General features: G+C 66.3%; 16 protein-coding genes. 8 read left to right on the forward strand and 8 right to left on the reverse strand.

Annotated features, from left to right (window positions below):
- The first annotated feature begins 139 nt into the window (after nt 1–139).
- Together HH800_RS04895 and HH800_RS04900 are read left to right on the forward strand one after the other, a co-directional pair.
- A complete protein-coding gene (locus HH800_RS04895) occupies nt 140–493 on the forward strand; it encodes a hypothetical protein (protein WP_169860350.1) in 354 nt (117 codons plus the stop codon).
- A gap of 179 nt (nt 494–672) precedes the next feature.
- Nucleotides 673–822 (forward strand): hypothetical protein, encoded by a 150-nt coding sequence (locus HH800_RS04900; RefSeq protein ID WP_169860351.1) that lies wholly within the window; start codon nt 673–675, stop codon nt 820–822.
- A gap of 199 nt (nt 823–1021) precedes the next feature.
- On the opposite strand, the gene HH800_RS04905 is transcribed toward HH800_RS04900, so the two are convergent.
- Nucleotides 1022–3298 (reverse strand): ATP-dependent helicase, encoded by a 2277-nt coding sequence (locus tag HH800_RS04905; RefSeq protein ID WP_169860352.1) that lies wholly within the window; start codon nt 3296–3298, stop codon nt 1022–1024.
- Nucleotides 3299–3411: 113 nt separating this feature from the next.
- Here HH800_RS04905 and HH800_RS04910 point away from each other — a divergent pair, with 113 nt between their 5' ends.
- Nucleotides 3412–3807, forward strand: a complete 396-nt coding sequence (locus tag HH800_RS04910; protein ID WP_169863242.1) for a GFA family protein — start codon at nt 3412–3414, stop codon at nt 3805–3807.
- Between the two features lie 108 nt (nt 3808–3915).
- Entirely contained in the window at nt 3916–4257 is a 342-nt protein-coding gene (locus HH800_RS04915; protein WP_169860353.1) for a hypothetical protein, read from the forward strand.
- Here the strand turns inward: HH800_RS04915 and HH800_RS04920 are convergent.
- Entirely contained in the window at nt 4214–4708 is a 495-nt protein-coding gene (locus HH800_RS04920) for an Rrf2 family transcriptional regulator (protein WP_169860354.1), read from the reverse strand. The genes HH800_RS04915 and HH800_RS04920 overlap by 44 nt on opposite strands.
- Nucleotides 4709–4815: 107 nt before the next feature.
- On the opposite strand from HH800_RS04920, the gene HH800_RS04925 reads away from it, so the two are divergent.
- Nucleotides 4816–5262 (forward strand): globin domain-containing protein, encoded by a 447-nt coding sequence (locus tag HH800_RS04925; RefSeq protein ID WP_125999766.1) that lies wholly within the window; start codon nt 4816–4818, stop codon nt 5260–5262.
- Nucleotides 5263–5277: 15 nt separating this feature from the next.
- On the opposite strand, the gene rsmD is transcribed toward HH800_RS04925, so the two are convergent.
- Both rsmD and HH800_RS04935 read right to left on the reverse strand, forming a co-directional pair.
- Nucleotides 5278–5832, reverse strand: a complete 555-nt coding sequence (gene rsmD, locus HH800_RS04930; RefSeq protein WP_004207665.1) for a 16S rRNA (guanine(966)-N(2))-methyltransferase RsmD — start codon at nt 5830–5832, stop codon at nt 5278–5280.
- On the reverse strand, nt 5829–7340 hold the full coding sequence (locus tag HH800_RS04935) for a pseudouridine synthase (RefSeq protein ID WP_169860355.1): 1512 nt from the start codon (nt 7338–7340) through the stop codon (nt 5829–5831). The genes rsmD and HH800_RS04935 overlap by 4 nt, the downstream gene beginning before the upstream one ends.
- 174 nt (nt 7341–7514) lie before the next feature.
- Between HH800_RS04935 and HH800_RS04940 the strand changes: the two genes are divergently transcribed.
- The 3 genes from HH800_RS04940 to HH800_RS04950 all read left to right on the forward strand — a co-directional run bounded on the left by HH800_RS04940 (nt 7515) and on the right by HH800_RS04950 (nt 10186).
- Nucleotides 7515–7997: a response regulator gene (locus tag HH800_RS04940; protein ID WP_169860356.1), complete on the forward strand. Its 483-nt coding sequence runs from the start codon at nt 7515–7517 to the stop codon at nt 7995–7997.
- 102 nt (nt 7998–8099) lie between these two features.
- The gene (locus HH800_RS04945; RefSeq protein WP_169860357.1) at nt 8100–9434 is read left to right on the forward strand and encodes an AmpG family muropeptide MFS transporter; all 1335 of its coding nucleotides are present in this window, start codon (nt 8100–8102) and stop codon (nt 9432–9434) included.
- A complete protein-coding gene (locus HH800_RS04950) occupies nt 9431–10186 on the forward strand; it encodes a tetratricopeptide repeat protein (protein ID WP_169860358.1) in 756 nt (251 codons plus the stop codon). Before HH800_RS04945 ends, HH800_RS04950 begins: the two co-directional genes overlap by 4 nt.
- On the opposite strand, the gene HH800_RS04955 is transcribed toward HH800_RS04950, so the two are convergent.
- The 4 genes from HH800_RS04955 to trpA form a co-directional block, all read right to left on the reverse strand.
- Nucleotides 10183–10623, reverse strand: a complete 441-nt coding sequence (locus HH800_RS04955) for a DUF6628 family protein (protein ID WP_069338132.1) — start codon at nt 10621–10623, stop codon at nt 10183–10185. The two genes, HH800_RS04950 and HH800_RS04955, sit on opposite strands and share 4 nt — an antisense overlap.
- Before the next feature lie 68 nt (nt 10624–10691).
- Nucleotides 10692–12026, reverse strand: a complete 1335-nt coding sequence (locus HH800_RS04960) for a bifunctional folylpolyglutamate synthase/dihydrofolate synthase (protein ID WP_169860359.1) — start codon at nt 12024–12026, stop codon at nt 10692–10694.
- A gap of 33 nt (nt 12027–12059) precedes the next feature.
- A complete protein-coding gene (accD, locus tag HH800_RS04965) occupies nt 12060–12908 on the reverse strand; it encodes an acetyl-CoA carboxylase, carboxyltransferase subunit beta (protein WP_004207658.1) in 849 nt (282 codons plus the stop codon).
- Complete coding sequence (gene trpA / locus HH800_RS04970) at nt 12905–13723, reverse strand: tryptophan synthase subunit alpha (protein WP_169860360.1); 819 nt, start codon at nt 13721–13723, stop codon at nt 12905–12907. The genes accD and trpA overlap by 4 nt, the downstream gene beginning before the upstream one ends.
- Nucleotides 13724–13725: the final 2 nt, after the last annotated feature.

Below are 13725 nucleotides of genomic sequence, written 5' to 3' on the forward strand. Positions count from 1 at the left end.
ACCTCCCCTTGCAGGGGAGGATGGTCTGGAAGCGACCATTGCTTGCCGTCCGTTCGGAAAATTGGATTGCCCGCAACTGGCCATTCGTTCAGCTTGACCAATTGAGTCTGGGGGGCGTCGTATGGGCTAAAAGGAACGAATGGACTGCGCGAACAATGCTTGGGAAGCGGCACCTTGGGATGCCAGTGATGAGATTGCCGACAGTCAGTTGAAAGGGTTCCAGCAGCGGTCCGAATGGCCGATTTTTTGGACCTCTGTTCGAGAATCGTCCGCAGAATTGTTTGGACTGGACAGGCAGTGGTTCATTTCTCGCGACGTTGAATATTATGCGGAACATGCCGGTGAGCAGCTATTGCTCATGCAGCTTGCATGGCACGGCTTTCCTGATCCTCCAGAATGGCGATTGGCTTCACGAAGCGCCGGAAAAATCGATGTGCCATGGAGCGAATGGGGCTATTTCGCTAAGTTACCCCAAGCTTGGATTATCCCGTAGATCGATCCTTGGTTACGAAAGCTGCCTGTCTCACACCGACCAATTGCCGTCACCGATCGCTCATGGGATACGAGGTTGATGCACAGGGCATTTATCAGATACCGCGCCTTTCTTTCGAGCAAGGCAATACCGCTACGCGGATTGGCGTGGGTAAATGAGATGAATTTCCAACTCATCCCATGGATGCTGCTGCCGCTGCTTACCTCGGCAGCCTGCTGGTCTTTTTCGATACCGGATGCCATCTGGACATGGGCTTTGCATTCAGCAGTATGCTTCACGACTATCGGTTTCGGGCTCGTAGTATGGACCTTCCTCAAGCCGGTTTTTGACCAAGAAAGCTGACAGTCCCCTAACCACCCTTTTCGTCATTCCCGCGCAGGCGGGAATCCATCTCCTGACCTCGCATCTGGTCCGAAGCTGGTGAGATGGATCCCCGCCTGCGCGGGGATGACGTTGTGAAACAGGTGGCCAGCTTCCCACCCCTTTGGGCCATTCCTGCCTTCGCGAATGAGGACGGGGCAACGCCGTTCAGGCCAGCGTGATGAAGCTGTCCATCACCCGCTTGCGGCCGGCGGTTTCGAAGTCGATTTCCAGCTTGTTGCCCTCGATCGCGGCAATCGTGCCATAGCCGAATTTCTGGTGGAAGACGCGCTGGCCGACGGACACATCGTCGCGGCCCTTGTTGCCGAGCGACACGGCGGAGGTGCGGGCTTCGACGATTCGCACGGGTTCGCGGCTGAACTGGCCGCTGGTCTGGGCGCGCTGCCAGCCGGGGCCGCGCGACGAGCCGCGCGCGACATTGGCGAAGGGATCGTCCCGTTCCGACCAGTTGGCGCGCCAGAGCGAGGCGCCGCCGGACATGCTGCTTTCCTCATCCACATGTTCGGGTGGCAATTCTCCGACGAAGCGGGAGGGGATGCTACTGGTCCACTGGCCATAGATGCGGCGGTTGGCGGCATGAAGGATGGTACAGCGTTTGCGCGCACGGGTGATCGCCACATAGGCGAGGCGCCGTTCCTCCTCCAGGCTGTTGAGCCCGCCTTCGTCGAGTGCGCGCTGCGAGGGGAAGATGCCTTCCTCCCAGCCGGCGAGGAAGACATTGTCGAATTCCAGGCCCTTGGCGGCGTGGATGGTCATGATGGTGAGCTTCTGCTCATCCTGCTGCGCCTCATTGTCCATGACCAGGCTGACATGTTCGAGGAAGGCGCCCAGCGTCTCATATTCCTCCATCGCGCGGGTGAGTTCGCTCAGATTTTCGAGGCGCCCGGCGCTCTCGGTCGAGCGTTCGGCCTGGAGCGTGGCGGTATAGCCGCTTTCGTCCAGGATCTGGCGGGCCAGTTCGGCATGGGGCAGTTGTGCGGCGCGATCGCGCCAGCGGGCGAGGTCGCCGATGAAGGCGCCGAGCGAACGGCGCGCCTGGGGCGTCAGTTCGTCGGTGTCGAGGATGCGCGCGGCGGCGAGGGCGAGCGGAATGCCCTCCGCGCGCGCCAGCCGGTGCAGCTTCTCGACCGCCTTGTCGCCCAGGCCGCGCTTCGGCACGTTGACGATGCGTTCGAAGGCCAGGTCGTCTGCCGGCTGGTTGACGAGGCGCAGATAGGCGAGCGCGTCGCGGATTTCGGCGCGCTCATAGAAGCGGAAGCCGCCGACGATGCGATAGGGCAGGCCGATCTGGATGAAACGGTCTTCGAACTCGCGGGTCTGGTGCTGGGCGCGGACGAGGATCGCCACCTCGTCCAGCGAGCCGCCGGCGCGGACGATCGCCTCGATCTCGTCGCCGACGCGGCGGGCTTCCTCTGGCCCGTCCCACACGCCGAGCACACGCACCTTTTCGCCGACGTCGATGTCGGTCCACAATGTCTTGCCCAGGCGATTGCCATTTTCCGCGATCACCCCGGAGGCGGCGCCCAATATGTGCGGGGTGGAGCGGTAATTCTGTTCCAGCCGGACGATCACGGCGCCCGGAAAATCCTTTTCAAACCGCAGGATATTGGCGACTTCTGCGCCACGCCATGAATAGATGGACTGGTCGTCGTCGCCGACGCAGCAGATATTCTTGCGGGTCTGGGCGAGCAGCCGCAGCCAGAGATACTGGCTGGAGTTGGTGTCCTGATACTCGTCCACCATGATATATTTGAAGCGCTGCTGATATTGCTTCAGCACGTAGCGGTGACGCTTCAAGATGGTGAGAGAGTGAAGCAGCAAGTCACCGAAATCGCAGGCATTAACCTCGCGAAGACGGGCCTGATAGGCGGCATAGAGCTTCTGTCCCTTGCCATGGGCATAGCCCTCCGCCTCGCCGGCACCGACTTCCTCCGGGGTGAGGCCCTTGTTCTTCCACTGGTCGATCAGGCCGGCGAGCTGGCGCGCGGGCCAGCGCTTCTCGTCAATTCCCTCCGCCTGGATCAGCTGCTTCATCAGGCGCAACTGGTCATCGGTGTCGAGGATGGTGAAATTGGACTGAAGGCCCACCAGTTCGGCATGGCGGCGCAGCATCTTGGCGGCGATCGCGTGGAAGGTGCCGAGCCAGGGCATGCCCTCGACCGCCGGGCCGATCATCCGGCCGACGCGCTCGCGCATTTCCCGTGCCGCCTTGTTGGTGAAGGTCACGGCCAGGATTTCCGAGGGCCAGGCGCGCTGGGTCGCGACCAGATGGGCGAGGCGGGCGGTGAGCGCCGCGGTCTTGCCGGTGCCCGCGCCGGCCAGCACCAGCACCGGCCCCTCCGTGGTCAGCACAGCTTCGCGCTGCGGTTCGTTGAGGCCCTTGAGATAGGGCGGGTCATTGGGAGAGGGGGCAGGCACGGTCATGGGCGATCAACTAGGGATGGGCGGTTGCGGGGGCAAGGGCGGATGGCCTTGCAGCGGGACGCAATCTATGAGAACAAAAAGGGAATCACGCAAGATGCGAATGGAGCAAGATGATGGTGACGGGGCGGTGCCAGTGCGGGGCGATCCATTATGCGGCGGAGGGCGAGCCGGTTTACAGCGCGCTGTGCCATTGCAGCGATTGCCGGATGAGCGCGGGCGCGCCGATGGTCGGCTGGGCGCTGTTCCCGCATGACAAGGTGACGATAGAGGGCGATCCGGTCACCTATCAGTCGTCGGACAATGCGACCCGCCATTTCTGCGGCACTTGCGGCACGGGCCTGTTCTACACCAACCCGACGGTGTTTCCCGGTATGATCGACATCCAGAGCGCGACGCTGGACGATCAGGCGGCCTTTCCGCCGGCGGTGCATGTCCAATATGCCGAGGCGGCGCCGTGGATGGCGGCGGCGCATGACCTGCCCCGGTTCGATCGCTATCCGGCAGACTGAGCGTGCGGCCGACGTCAGCGGCGACACGGTTCGTCGCTGACGCGGAACAGGGAGGTGGGGCGGCCGGTTTCTCCCTTGCTCGGGGCAAGGAGTAGAAGGACCAACCCGATGAAGATCATCATGATCGCCGGCTTTGCCGCTTTGTCGATGGCGGCGCTGCCCGGTCAGGCCGGGGCGCAGGCGATGTCGCCGGCGGCCCAGAACCAGGATCCCAATGCCGCCCAGCCGACCGGCGCGGTGCCGGCCGAGACGGGCATGGTGCCGGCGCCTGCGGACGTGCCGCGCGATCCCGCCGCGCCTGTGGGCACGGCGGTCAATCCTGTGACGGTAGGCGGCAACATGACGCCGCCGCCGACCGAGGCGAAGGCCTATCCGGTCTGCGGCAAGGGTGTGCAGGATAGCTGCGTCAATCGGGGCGAGGCGAAGAAGAGGATGCGCAGGCCGGGCTGAAATCCGGTTTGGGGTTGGTCGATGCCGGGCCGGGCAGGGCGGCGATGAGCGCCGCGAGGCCTGTTCTGTCACGCGCCGCGTCGGCCAGGCTGTAACCGTCGAGCACCGTCAGGAAGGCGCCGACCGCCTGGGCTAATATGCCTGACAAGCCGCAGGCCGGGCGGATCGCACAGGATGCGCAATCGGCCATCGCCATGTCCGGTTCGCTATGGCGCACGACCGCGCCGATGCGGATATCGGCAGGGTCGGCGGAAAGGCTGAAGCCGCCGCCGCGACCGCGCTGGGTGCGGATGAAGCCACCCTGGGCCAGGCCATGCACCACCTTCATCAGATGATTGCGCGACAGGCCATAGGCGTCGGCAATTTCCGGGATCGTCGCCCGTCCGCCCGGCACGGCGGCGAGGTGGATCAGCACGCGCAGCGCATAATCGGTGTGGCGGGTCAATTGCATCGCGCCCTCCTATCCTGCGGGCAGAGCGTCATAAACATATAATCAATTTACATCTTAAAAGATGCATATTAAATGAACCTTATCGAGTCCCCGATAAGGAGCCTGTCATGCGCGAAAATCTGTCCCCCGAAACCATCGCCATCGTGAAGGCGACCGGCCCGGCGCTGCGGCGTCATGGCGTCGAGATCACCACCCGCATGTATGCACGGCTGTTCGAGGATGCGTCGATCAAGGACATGTTCGATCAGGCGGCGCAGGCCAGCGGCGAGCAGCCGCGCCGGCTGGCGGCGGCGATCCTGGGTTTTGCCGAGAATGTCGATAAGTTGCAGGCGCTGGACGGCGCGATCGCGCGCATGGTGCAGCGCCATGTCGATACGGGCGTGCAGCCGGACCATTATCCCAAGGTGGCGGCCGCGCTGCTGCCGGCGATCCGCGAGGTGCTGGGCGAAGCGGTGGCGACCGATGAGGTGCTGGCCGCCTGGGCGGAGGCCTATGGCTTCCTGGCCGATATCCTGATCGGCAAGGAACAGGCGGCCTACGCCGAGGCCGCCTGATATCTCGCGTGATCGTTACGCGGCGGGCGCGCTGTCCTCTGCGCGGAGCAGGGTGAGGCGCGCCTTGCCGACGTCGCGCACGGCGTCGACGATGAAGCCCTTGACCGCCACGTCTTCGCGTCGGTCGGTTTCGATGCTGATCCAGGTGGCCGGGCTGGTCCAGCCCAGGCGCGCCAGCTTGTCGAGTGCGACCTGGCCCGCGCCGGTGTCATAGGGCGGGTCCATGAAGATGAGGTCGAGCGGCGTCTTCGTCGGGCCGAGCGACAGCACGCTGGTCTGGCGGATGTCGGGGCGCAGGCCGAGCTTGTCGCCATTGGCGCGGATCGCGTCGATCGCCGCCTTGTCCTGCTCGACGAACAGGCAGGAGCCGGCGCCGCGCGACAGGGCTTCAAAGCCGAGCGCGCCCGAGCCGGCGAAGAAATCACCCACGGCGAGGCCCTCGAACGATCCCAGCCGGCTCGCCAGCATCGAAAAGAGCGTTTCGCGGGTGCGGTCGCCGGTGGGACGGGTGGCGTCGCCCTTGGGCGCGACCAGCGGACGGCCGCGCCATTGGCCCGATATGATCCTCATTTCTGTGCTTTCTTCAGGCTGCTGCGGAAGGCGACCAGGTCATGCTGGCGCACTTCCTCGACCGCGCCACCGGCCAGTTCGCCCAGCTCGAACGGGCCGTAGCTGGTGCGGATCAGGCGATTGACCTTGAGCTCGAAATGTTCGAGCACGCGGCGCACTTCGCGGTTCTTGCCTTCGGTCAGGGTCATTTCGATCCACTGGTTGCGGCCGGTGCGCCGTTCCAGATTGGCCTCGATCGGACCATATTGGATGCCGTCAATCTCGATGCCGTCGAACAGATCCTCCAGCTGCTGCTGGCTGACCTCGCCAAAGGCGCGGGCGCGATAGGTGCGCGGCACGCCGGTCGAGGGCAATTCCATCTCGCGCTTGAACTCGCCATCGGTGGTGAGCAGCAACAGTCCCTCGGTATTCATGTCGAGGCGGCCGATCGGCATCAGCCGCGGCAGGTCGTCGGGCAGAATATCGTAGATGGTCGGGCGACCGGCGGGGTCGCGCTCGGTGGTGAGGAAGCCGGTCGGCTTGTGGAACAGGAACAGGCGCGCGGGCGCGGGCGCGGCGACCGGATCGCCGTCGACGGTGACGCCATGGAGCGAGGTCAGCAGCGTCGCGGGGGTGTCGATCGTGACGCCGTCCCTGGCGATACGGCCTTCCTCGATCATCCGCTCGATCTCGCGGCGCGAGGCGATGCCGGCGCGGGCGAGCAGCTTGGCGATGCGCTGGGGTTCGCCCTTGCCGCTGGTTTCCGCGGCGGCACGGGCCGGGTGCGGGTTGGCGACATGGGGGGCAGCCGGCTTCTTGCTGCCGGGGCGGCGCGGCGGATAGGATGTGCCGCCCATACGACCTTCAGTGCGACCTTCCGGGCGCGGGCGGGCCGGGCGGTCACCAAACGCGGGGCGGGCGGCGCGCTCGCCAAAGGGCGCGCGCGCGGGACGATCTCCAGTGGCCGCGCGCTCGGGGCGCTTGCCTTCGGTCGGGCGACCGCTGCGGGCGGGGCGTTCGGCACGATCCGGCTGGGCGACGCGGTCGGGGCGACCACGGGCCGGGCGTTCGCTGCGTTCAGCGCGTGCTTCATCGAAGCGGCCACGGCCCTCGCCAGCGCCATTGCGATCGGGACGCGCGCCACGGGCCGGGCGGTCGCCACGGCCTTCTTCGCGGTTTCCGGCAAAGCGACCGCCACGGCCTTCGCCCGAAGCGCTGCGATCGGGGCGAGCGCCGCGACTTTCGCTGCGGCCTTCGCCGAAGCGATTGCCACGGGCCTCGCCGGGGCCATTGCGATCGGGGCGCTCGCCACGCGCAGGGCGCTCGCCACGCGGGGCCGGGCGGTTCGAACGGCCTTCGCTCCGGCTGTCAAAACGACCTTCGTTGCGGCTATCCGGTCGGGCGTCTGATCGGGCGGGGCCACGGCCCGTGCCGCGATCGGCGCCGCCACGCGATCCGGGGCCGGAGGGACGCTTGGGACCGCCCGGACCTGACCGGCGCGGCGGACCAGATTTTTTTGGCGGTTCCACTTGATGCATTCCTTTTCGTGACGGGGGGCCATCCCCATATCAGGGCGGCATGTGCAATATGATGAACGGTGCCATAGCGCCGTCCATGTGAACGGCAAAGCCCCGGCCGGGCGCAACCCGGCGCCGGGACGCGGCGTTGGTCGGTTGCATGGCGGAAACGGGGCAGGACAGCAAATGTTTTTCGGGCGAATCAGAGGGGACGACGCGGCCAGGGTCGGGGCGAGAGACGGGGCAGGTGCGCCGCGCAACGTCATTCGCAGCGTGCTGGTGGTGGAGGATGAACCGCTCGTCGCCTTCGACCATGAGCATATCCTGTCGCAGGCAGGCTATCGCATCGCCGCCACCGTCGACAGCCACACCCATGCTGCCCGCGTGATCGATGCCGGATCGGTCGATCTGGTCGTCACCGACATTAATCTGCGCGGTGGCCGCTGCGGCATAGAGGTCGCGCGTCATGCCCATGCGCGCCAATTGCCGGTGCTGTTCGTCACCGGTGCCTGTCCCGCCGATGCGCGATCGCTGGCGGTCGGCTGTCTCGCCAAGCCCTTCGCCCCGCGCGACCTGCTGGCGGCGATCGCGGTGGTCGATGCGGTGCTGGCCGGTCGCGCGCCACCACGCAAGCCGCGCGGCATGAAGCTGTTCGCCGAGATCGCCTGACGCCGGGCTGATCCGGGGCAGGCAGGCGGCCGTGCCGCTTGCCTCTGCCGCATTTGCCCATATGGTGGCGCCCGGATCGCATCATCGGGGGCATCACAGATCATGACGGAATTGGCCGGCGGCACGCGCAGCTGGAGCGACGCGGTAAAGCCCTATGTGCAGAAGGAGCCACTGGCGGCCTTCTTCCTGGGCGTTTCGTCAGGCTTTCCCTATGCGATGATCGGTGCCACACTGACGACGCGGCTGGCGCAGGACGGCATCGACAAGAAGGCGGTGACCGCCTTCACGCTCGCCTTCCTCGTCTACAACCTCAAATGGCTATGGGCCTGGATGGTCGATGGCGTGCGCCTGCCGATCATCGGCCGGCTGGGGCAGCGTGTATCCTGGCTGTTGCTGACGGGGCTGCTGGTGATGGCCGCGGTCGCCAATCTGGCGCTGGTCGATCCGACCACCGGCCTGTTGCAGACGGCCTATGCCGCGATCCTGGTCGGGGCTGCCGGTGCGACCTTCGACATCGTGATCGATGCCTATCGGATCGAGACGCTGAAGCCCGAACAACTGGGCGTTGGTTCTGGCATGTCGCAATATGGCTGGCGGATCGGGTCGGTGGCGGCCGGCGCGCTGGCGCTGGTGCTGGCGGCGCGGATCGGCTGGCATGGCGCCTATCTGGCCTGCGCGGTCTTCGCCCTGCCGGCGATGCTGACCGGGCTGGTGCTGGGCGAGCCCGAACGGCACCGCGAGGCGGCGGCGCGACGCGGCATGAGCGAAGTGTGGCAGTCGATCGCCGGTCCGCTGGTGGAGTTTTTCCGCCGCCGGGGCGCGGTACTGGTCCTGTGCTTCATTCTGCTGCACAAGATCGGCGACACGCTCGCCAATCTGACCTTCCGCCTGCTGTTCGACGATATGGGATACAGCAATGACGAGATTGCCATCTATGACGTCGGCATCGGCTTCTGGGCCTATCTGATCGGCATCTTCGTCGGCGGCATCCTCTATGCACGGCTGGGCATGAAGCGGTCTGTGCTGATCAGCCTGGTGCTGATGTGCGTGTCCAATTTCAGCTTTGCGGCGCTGGCGGCGCTGGGCAAGAGCAACTGGGGCATGGCCGGGGCGATCGGTTTCGAGAATTTCGCGAGCGGCATCGGCGGGGTCACCGTCGTCGCCTATTTCTCTGCGCTGTGCGACCTGCGCTTCACGGCGGCCCAATATGCGCTGATCTCGGCGGCGGCGAGCATCGTCGGCCGTTTCCTGACCGGGACGACTGCCGGCGTGTTGATCGAGCGGTTCGGCTATGTCGATTTCTACCTGCTGACGACGGCGCTGGCAGTGCCGGGCATCCTGCTGTTCTGGCTGATGATGCGGGCCGGGCTGATCGATGCGAGTATCGGCACGGCAGCGACTGCTGATGGCGACAAGGCGAGCGGAAGCGCCGCATGATCTTCCTCGTCGCGTCCATCTGTATCCAGATCATCTGTGCGGTCGATGTCGTGCGCAGCGGCCGCAACCAGATCTGGATGCTGTTCATCTTCCTCTTCTCGCTGGCGGGCTGCTTTGCCTATCTGATGCTGGAGGTGCTGCCGGCCTATTGGGGCAATCGCCATCTGCGTACCGCGCGCAGCCAGGTAGTCGGCAAGGTCGATCCCGAACGCGGCCTGCGCAAGGCGCGCGCTGATCTGGACTTGGCCGAGACCGCGGCCAACCGGATCGCGTTGGCCGATGCGCTGCTGGACCTTGGCCGCTTTGCCGAGGCGGAGGCGGCCTATCGCAAGGGGCTGGCGCTGGGGCCGGGGCAGGATGCGATGACGCAGGTCAAGCTGGCGCAGACCCTGTTCGAACTGGGGCGCAGCCGCGAGGGGCTGGCGGAGCTGGACGATGTGCCCGACGTCGGCCGGGGCAGCGAATGGGATCGGCGCGCGCTGCTGCGGGCGCGGATGCTGGCCGATATCGGCGAGGATGCTCAGGCGCGCCTGCTGTTCGAGGATGTGATGAGCCGCTATGCCAGTGAGGAGGCGCGCTGCCATTATGCCGCCTTCCTGCTGGAGCAGGGTGACCGGCTGCGCGCGCGGCAGATATTGGAGGAGGTCGAGCAGCGGGCCAGGCGGCTCGACCGCACCCAGCGCGCCGCCCAGGCCGACATGTATCGCTGGGCCGGCGAGCGGCTGGCGGAGTTGCGGAAGGCGGCGGCTTAAGAGGCGGCGTAGAGGTCCAGCGGCCGGCCAAGGTCGCTATGCGCCTGCGCCACCGCCTGCAGACAGGTGAGCGCGCCCAGCGCATCGTCATTGCCCAGCAGCCCCGAGACATTGTCGAAGGCGGTATGCGGATCGCGCAGCGCATCGCCCACCGCCTGCATGATCGCCGCCTCGTCCGCGGTCATCCGCGCGCAGCAACAGGGCGCGACCAATATCTTGCGGCTGGCGGCGCGCGCCAGTTCCAGCATCATCGCGCGCATCAGTACCAGGGGCCGGCGATAGCTTTTGCCGAAGGCGCCCAGCATCGCATTGGCGGCATGGGCATCATTGACCCCGGCCGTCGCCATGCGGCGCATGACGAACAGGAACAGCCGATTGCCATAGCCGCCCGGAATGGGCCGGGGCAGTTCGACGGGGTAGCTTTCTCCATATGCCATGCGGGTGCGCCTTTGTGTGACTCGGGGACACACAAGCTACGCTATTGCGAGGCATTCGCAAGTCTAAATCAGTCGGGCAATTGTCCGTTCAACCGCAAAATCTCTCCGGCCATATAGAGCGAGCCGGCGATCAGGATGATCGGCGCCGCATCCTGGGCCTGGGCGGCATCCTGCGCGATGGCGGCGATCGCCGCTTCCGGACCGTCATGGGCGGTGCAGCCTATGCCCCAGCGGGCGGCGATGGCGGCGAAGCGTTCGGGCGGATGATGATCATGCCCCGGCACCGGCAGCGCATGGATATGGGCGATCCGGCCGCCGAACGGCGCGAGATAGGCATCCATATCCTTGTTGGCGAGCATGCCGATGACGAGCTGGATCTGGCGGCTGTGCAACCGGTCGGCGGTGAAGAAGGCGCTGATCGCCTGGCCGGCGGCTTCATTATGGCCGCCGTCGAGCCAGGCTTCCGCCGCATCGGGCAGGGCCGCGAGCAGCGGGCCGCGCTCCAGCCGTTGCAGCCGGGCGGGCCAGTGCGCCCAGAGCGGCGCGGCCTTCAGCGCCGCCTCGCTGACCGGCACGGCCTGCTGATGGCGCAGCATGGCGATGGCGAGGGCGACATTCTGGACCTGATGCGCGCCGGGCAGGCGCGGCATCGGCACGTCGACATGGCCCTGTTCGTCGCGATAATGGACCCGGTCGCGATAGACGGCGGCGTCCCAGGCGGTGCCCATGGCGAGCCATAGGGTGCCGGCGCGATCCGCAGCATCCTGCATCACCGGGGCGAGGGTGGCATCATAACGCTGCGTCACTAGCGCCGCGCCGGGCTTGGCGATGCCGGCCTTTTCCGCGGCGATGACGGGCAGCGTGTCGCCCAGGAAGGCCTGATGATCGATGCCGAGCTGAGCGATGCCGCAGACGACCGGATCGACGATGACGTTGGTGGCGTCGAGCCGCCCGCCAAGGCCGACCTCTATGATGCAGGCTTCGGCATCATGTTCGGCAAAGGCGAGGAAGGCAGCGGCGGTCGTCACCTCGAAGAAGCTGGCACCGATCCCTTCGGCCACGTCGAGCACGCGGGCGAGATAGGCGGCGAGCATGGCATCGTCGATCAGCTTGCCGGCGATGCGGATGCGTTCGTTGAAGCGGACCAGATGGGGCGAGGTGAAGACATGGACGGTCTTGCCGTCTGCCTCCAGCGCGGCGCGCAGGAAGGCGCAGGTCGACCCCTTGCCATTGGTGCCGGCGACATGGAAGACCGGCGGCAGGCGATGGTGCGGATCGTCCAGCCGCTCCAGCAGCCGGGTGATCCGCTCCAGTCCCAATATATCGGCGCCGGGGGACAGCGACCAGAGCCGGTCAAGTTGGGCCTGGACCTGCGGGTCGTCCGAAACGGCATGGTCGGCCATGGCGCGCTGATCCCCCTATCGCGCTTTTGAGGCTCAGGCGGCGGCGCGCGGCGTCAGATAGCCGATCACGCGGGCCAGCGTGTCGCGCAGTTCGCTGCGATGGACCACCATGTCGAGCATGCCATGGTCGAGCAGATATTCGGCGCGCTGGAAGCCTTCGGGCAGCTTTTCGCGGATCGTGCTTTCGATGACGCGCTGGCCGGCGAAGCCGATCAGGGCATTGGGCTCCGAAATCTGGATATCGCCCAGCATCGCGTAGCTGGCGGTGACGCCGCCGGTGGTCGGATCGGTCAGCACGACGATATAGGGCAGGCCCGCCGCGTGCAGCTTCTGGATCGCCACGGTGGAGCGCGGCATCTGCATCAGCGAGAGGATGCCTTCCTGCATGCGCGCGCCGCCGGCAGCGGTGAAGATCACATAGGGGCATTTATGCGCGATCGCGTCGTTGATGCCCTGGATGAAGGCGGCGCCCACGCCCATGCCCATGGAGCCGCCCATGAAGGCGAAATTCTGCACGCCCATGACCAGCGGCACATCGTCGATCGCGCCACGCGCGTTGATGAGCGCATCCTGGTCGCCGGTGGAGGCGCGGGCGGCCTTGATCCGGTCCGGATAGCGCTTGCTATCGCGGAACTTGAGCGGATCTTCCGGCACGCCGGGGGTCGGCAGCAGGATGAAGCCGGCGTCGAGGATCTGCTCGAACCGTTCCGACGGACCGATGCGGCCATGATGGTCGCAGCGCGGGCAGACCGAGAGATTTTCCTCCCATTCCTTGATGAAGACCATTTCCTTGCACGACGGGCACTGATGCCAGAGCGTTTCGGCGGTGGTTTCCTTCTTGGTGAAGGGCAGGGCGTTACGAACGCGGTTGATCCAGCTCATGCTGCGGTCTCCCGGATAGAAGTGGTGAGGGCGCCGCTGAGCGACGCGACGAATTCCTGGACGAAGGGGCCGGCGGCATCGCCGTGCGAGCCGACGATGTCGACGATCGCCGAGCCGACCACCACGCCATCGGCGACGCGGCCGATGGCGGCCGCCTGTTCGGGCGTGCGGACGCCGAAACCGACCGCGATCGGCAGGTCGGTGGCGGCCTTCAGCCGATCGACCGCCATTTCGATATTGGCCTGTGCCGCCTGTTGCTTGCCGGTGATGCCGGCGACGGCGACATGATAAAGGAAGCCGCTGGCGCCGTTCAGCACGGCGGGCAGGCGGGCGGCGTCCGTGGTCGGGGTGGCCAGGCGGACGAGGTGGACGCCGACGGCGCGCAGGGCGGGGCCGAGTTCGGCATCTTCCTCTGGCGGGATATCGACGCAGATCACGCCATCGACACCGGCGGCCTGGCACTGGTCGGCGAACCAGTCGGACCCGCGCGCCAGCATCGGATTGGCATAGCCCATCAGGATCAGCGGCGTTTCCGGGTGCCGCGCGCGGAAATCGGCGGCCAGCGCGAACACGTCCCTGGTGTTGGTTCCCGAGCCGAGGCTGCGCAGGTTCGCCAGTTCGATCGCCGGGCCATCAGCCATCGGATCGGTGAAGGGCATGCCCAGTTCGATGATGTCGGCGCCGCCCGCGACCAGCGCATCGAGGATGGCAGGGGTCGCGGCAACGTCCGGGTCACCGGCGGTCACGAAGGTGATGAGGGCCGCGCGGCCCTGTGCCTTGCAGGCGGCGAAGCGGGTGGCGAGACGGTCGGTCATGC

The sequence above is a fragment of the Sphingobium yanoikuyae genome, assembly GCF_013001025.1.
GTDB classification, from domain to species: Bacteria; Pseudomonadota; Alphaproteobacteria; order Sphingomonadales; family Sphingomonadaceae; genus Sphingobium; species Sphingobium yanoikuyae_A.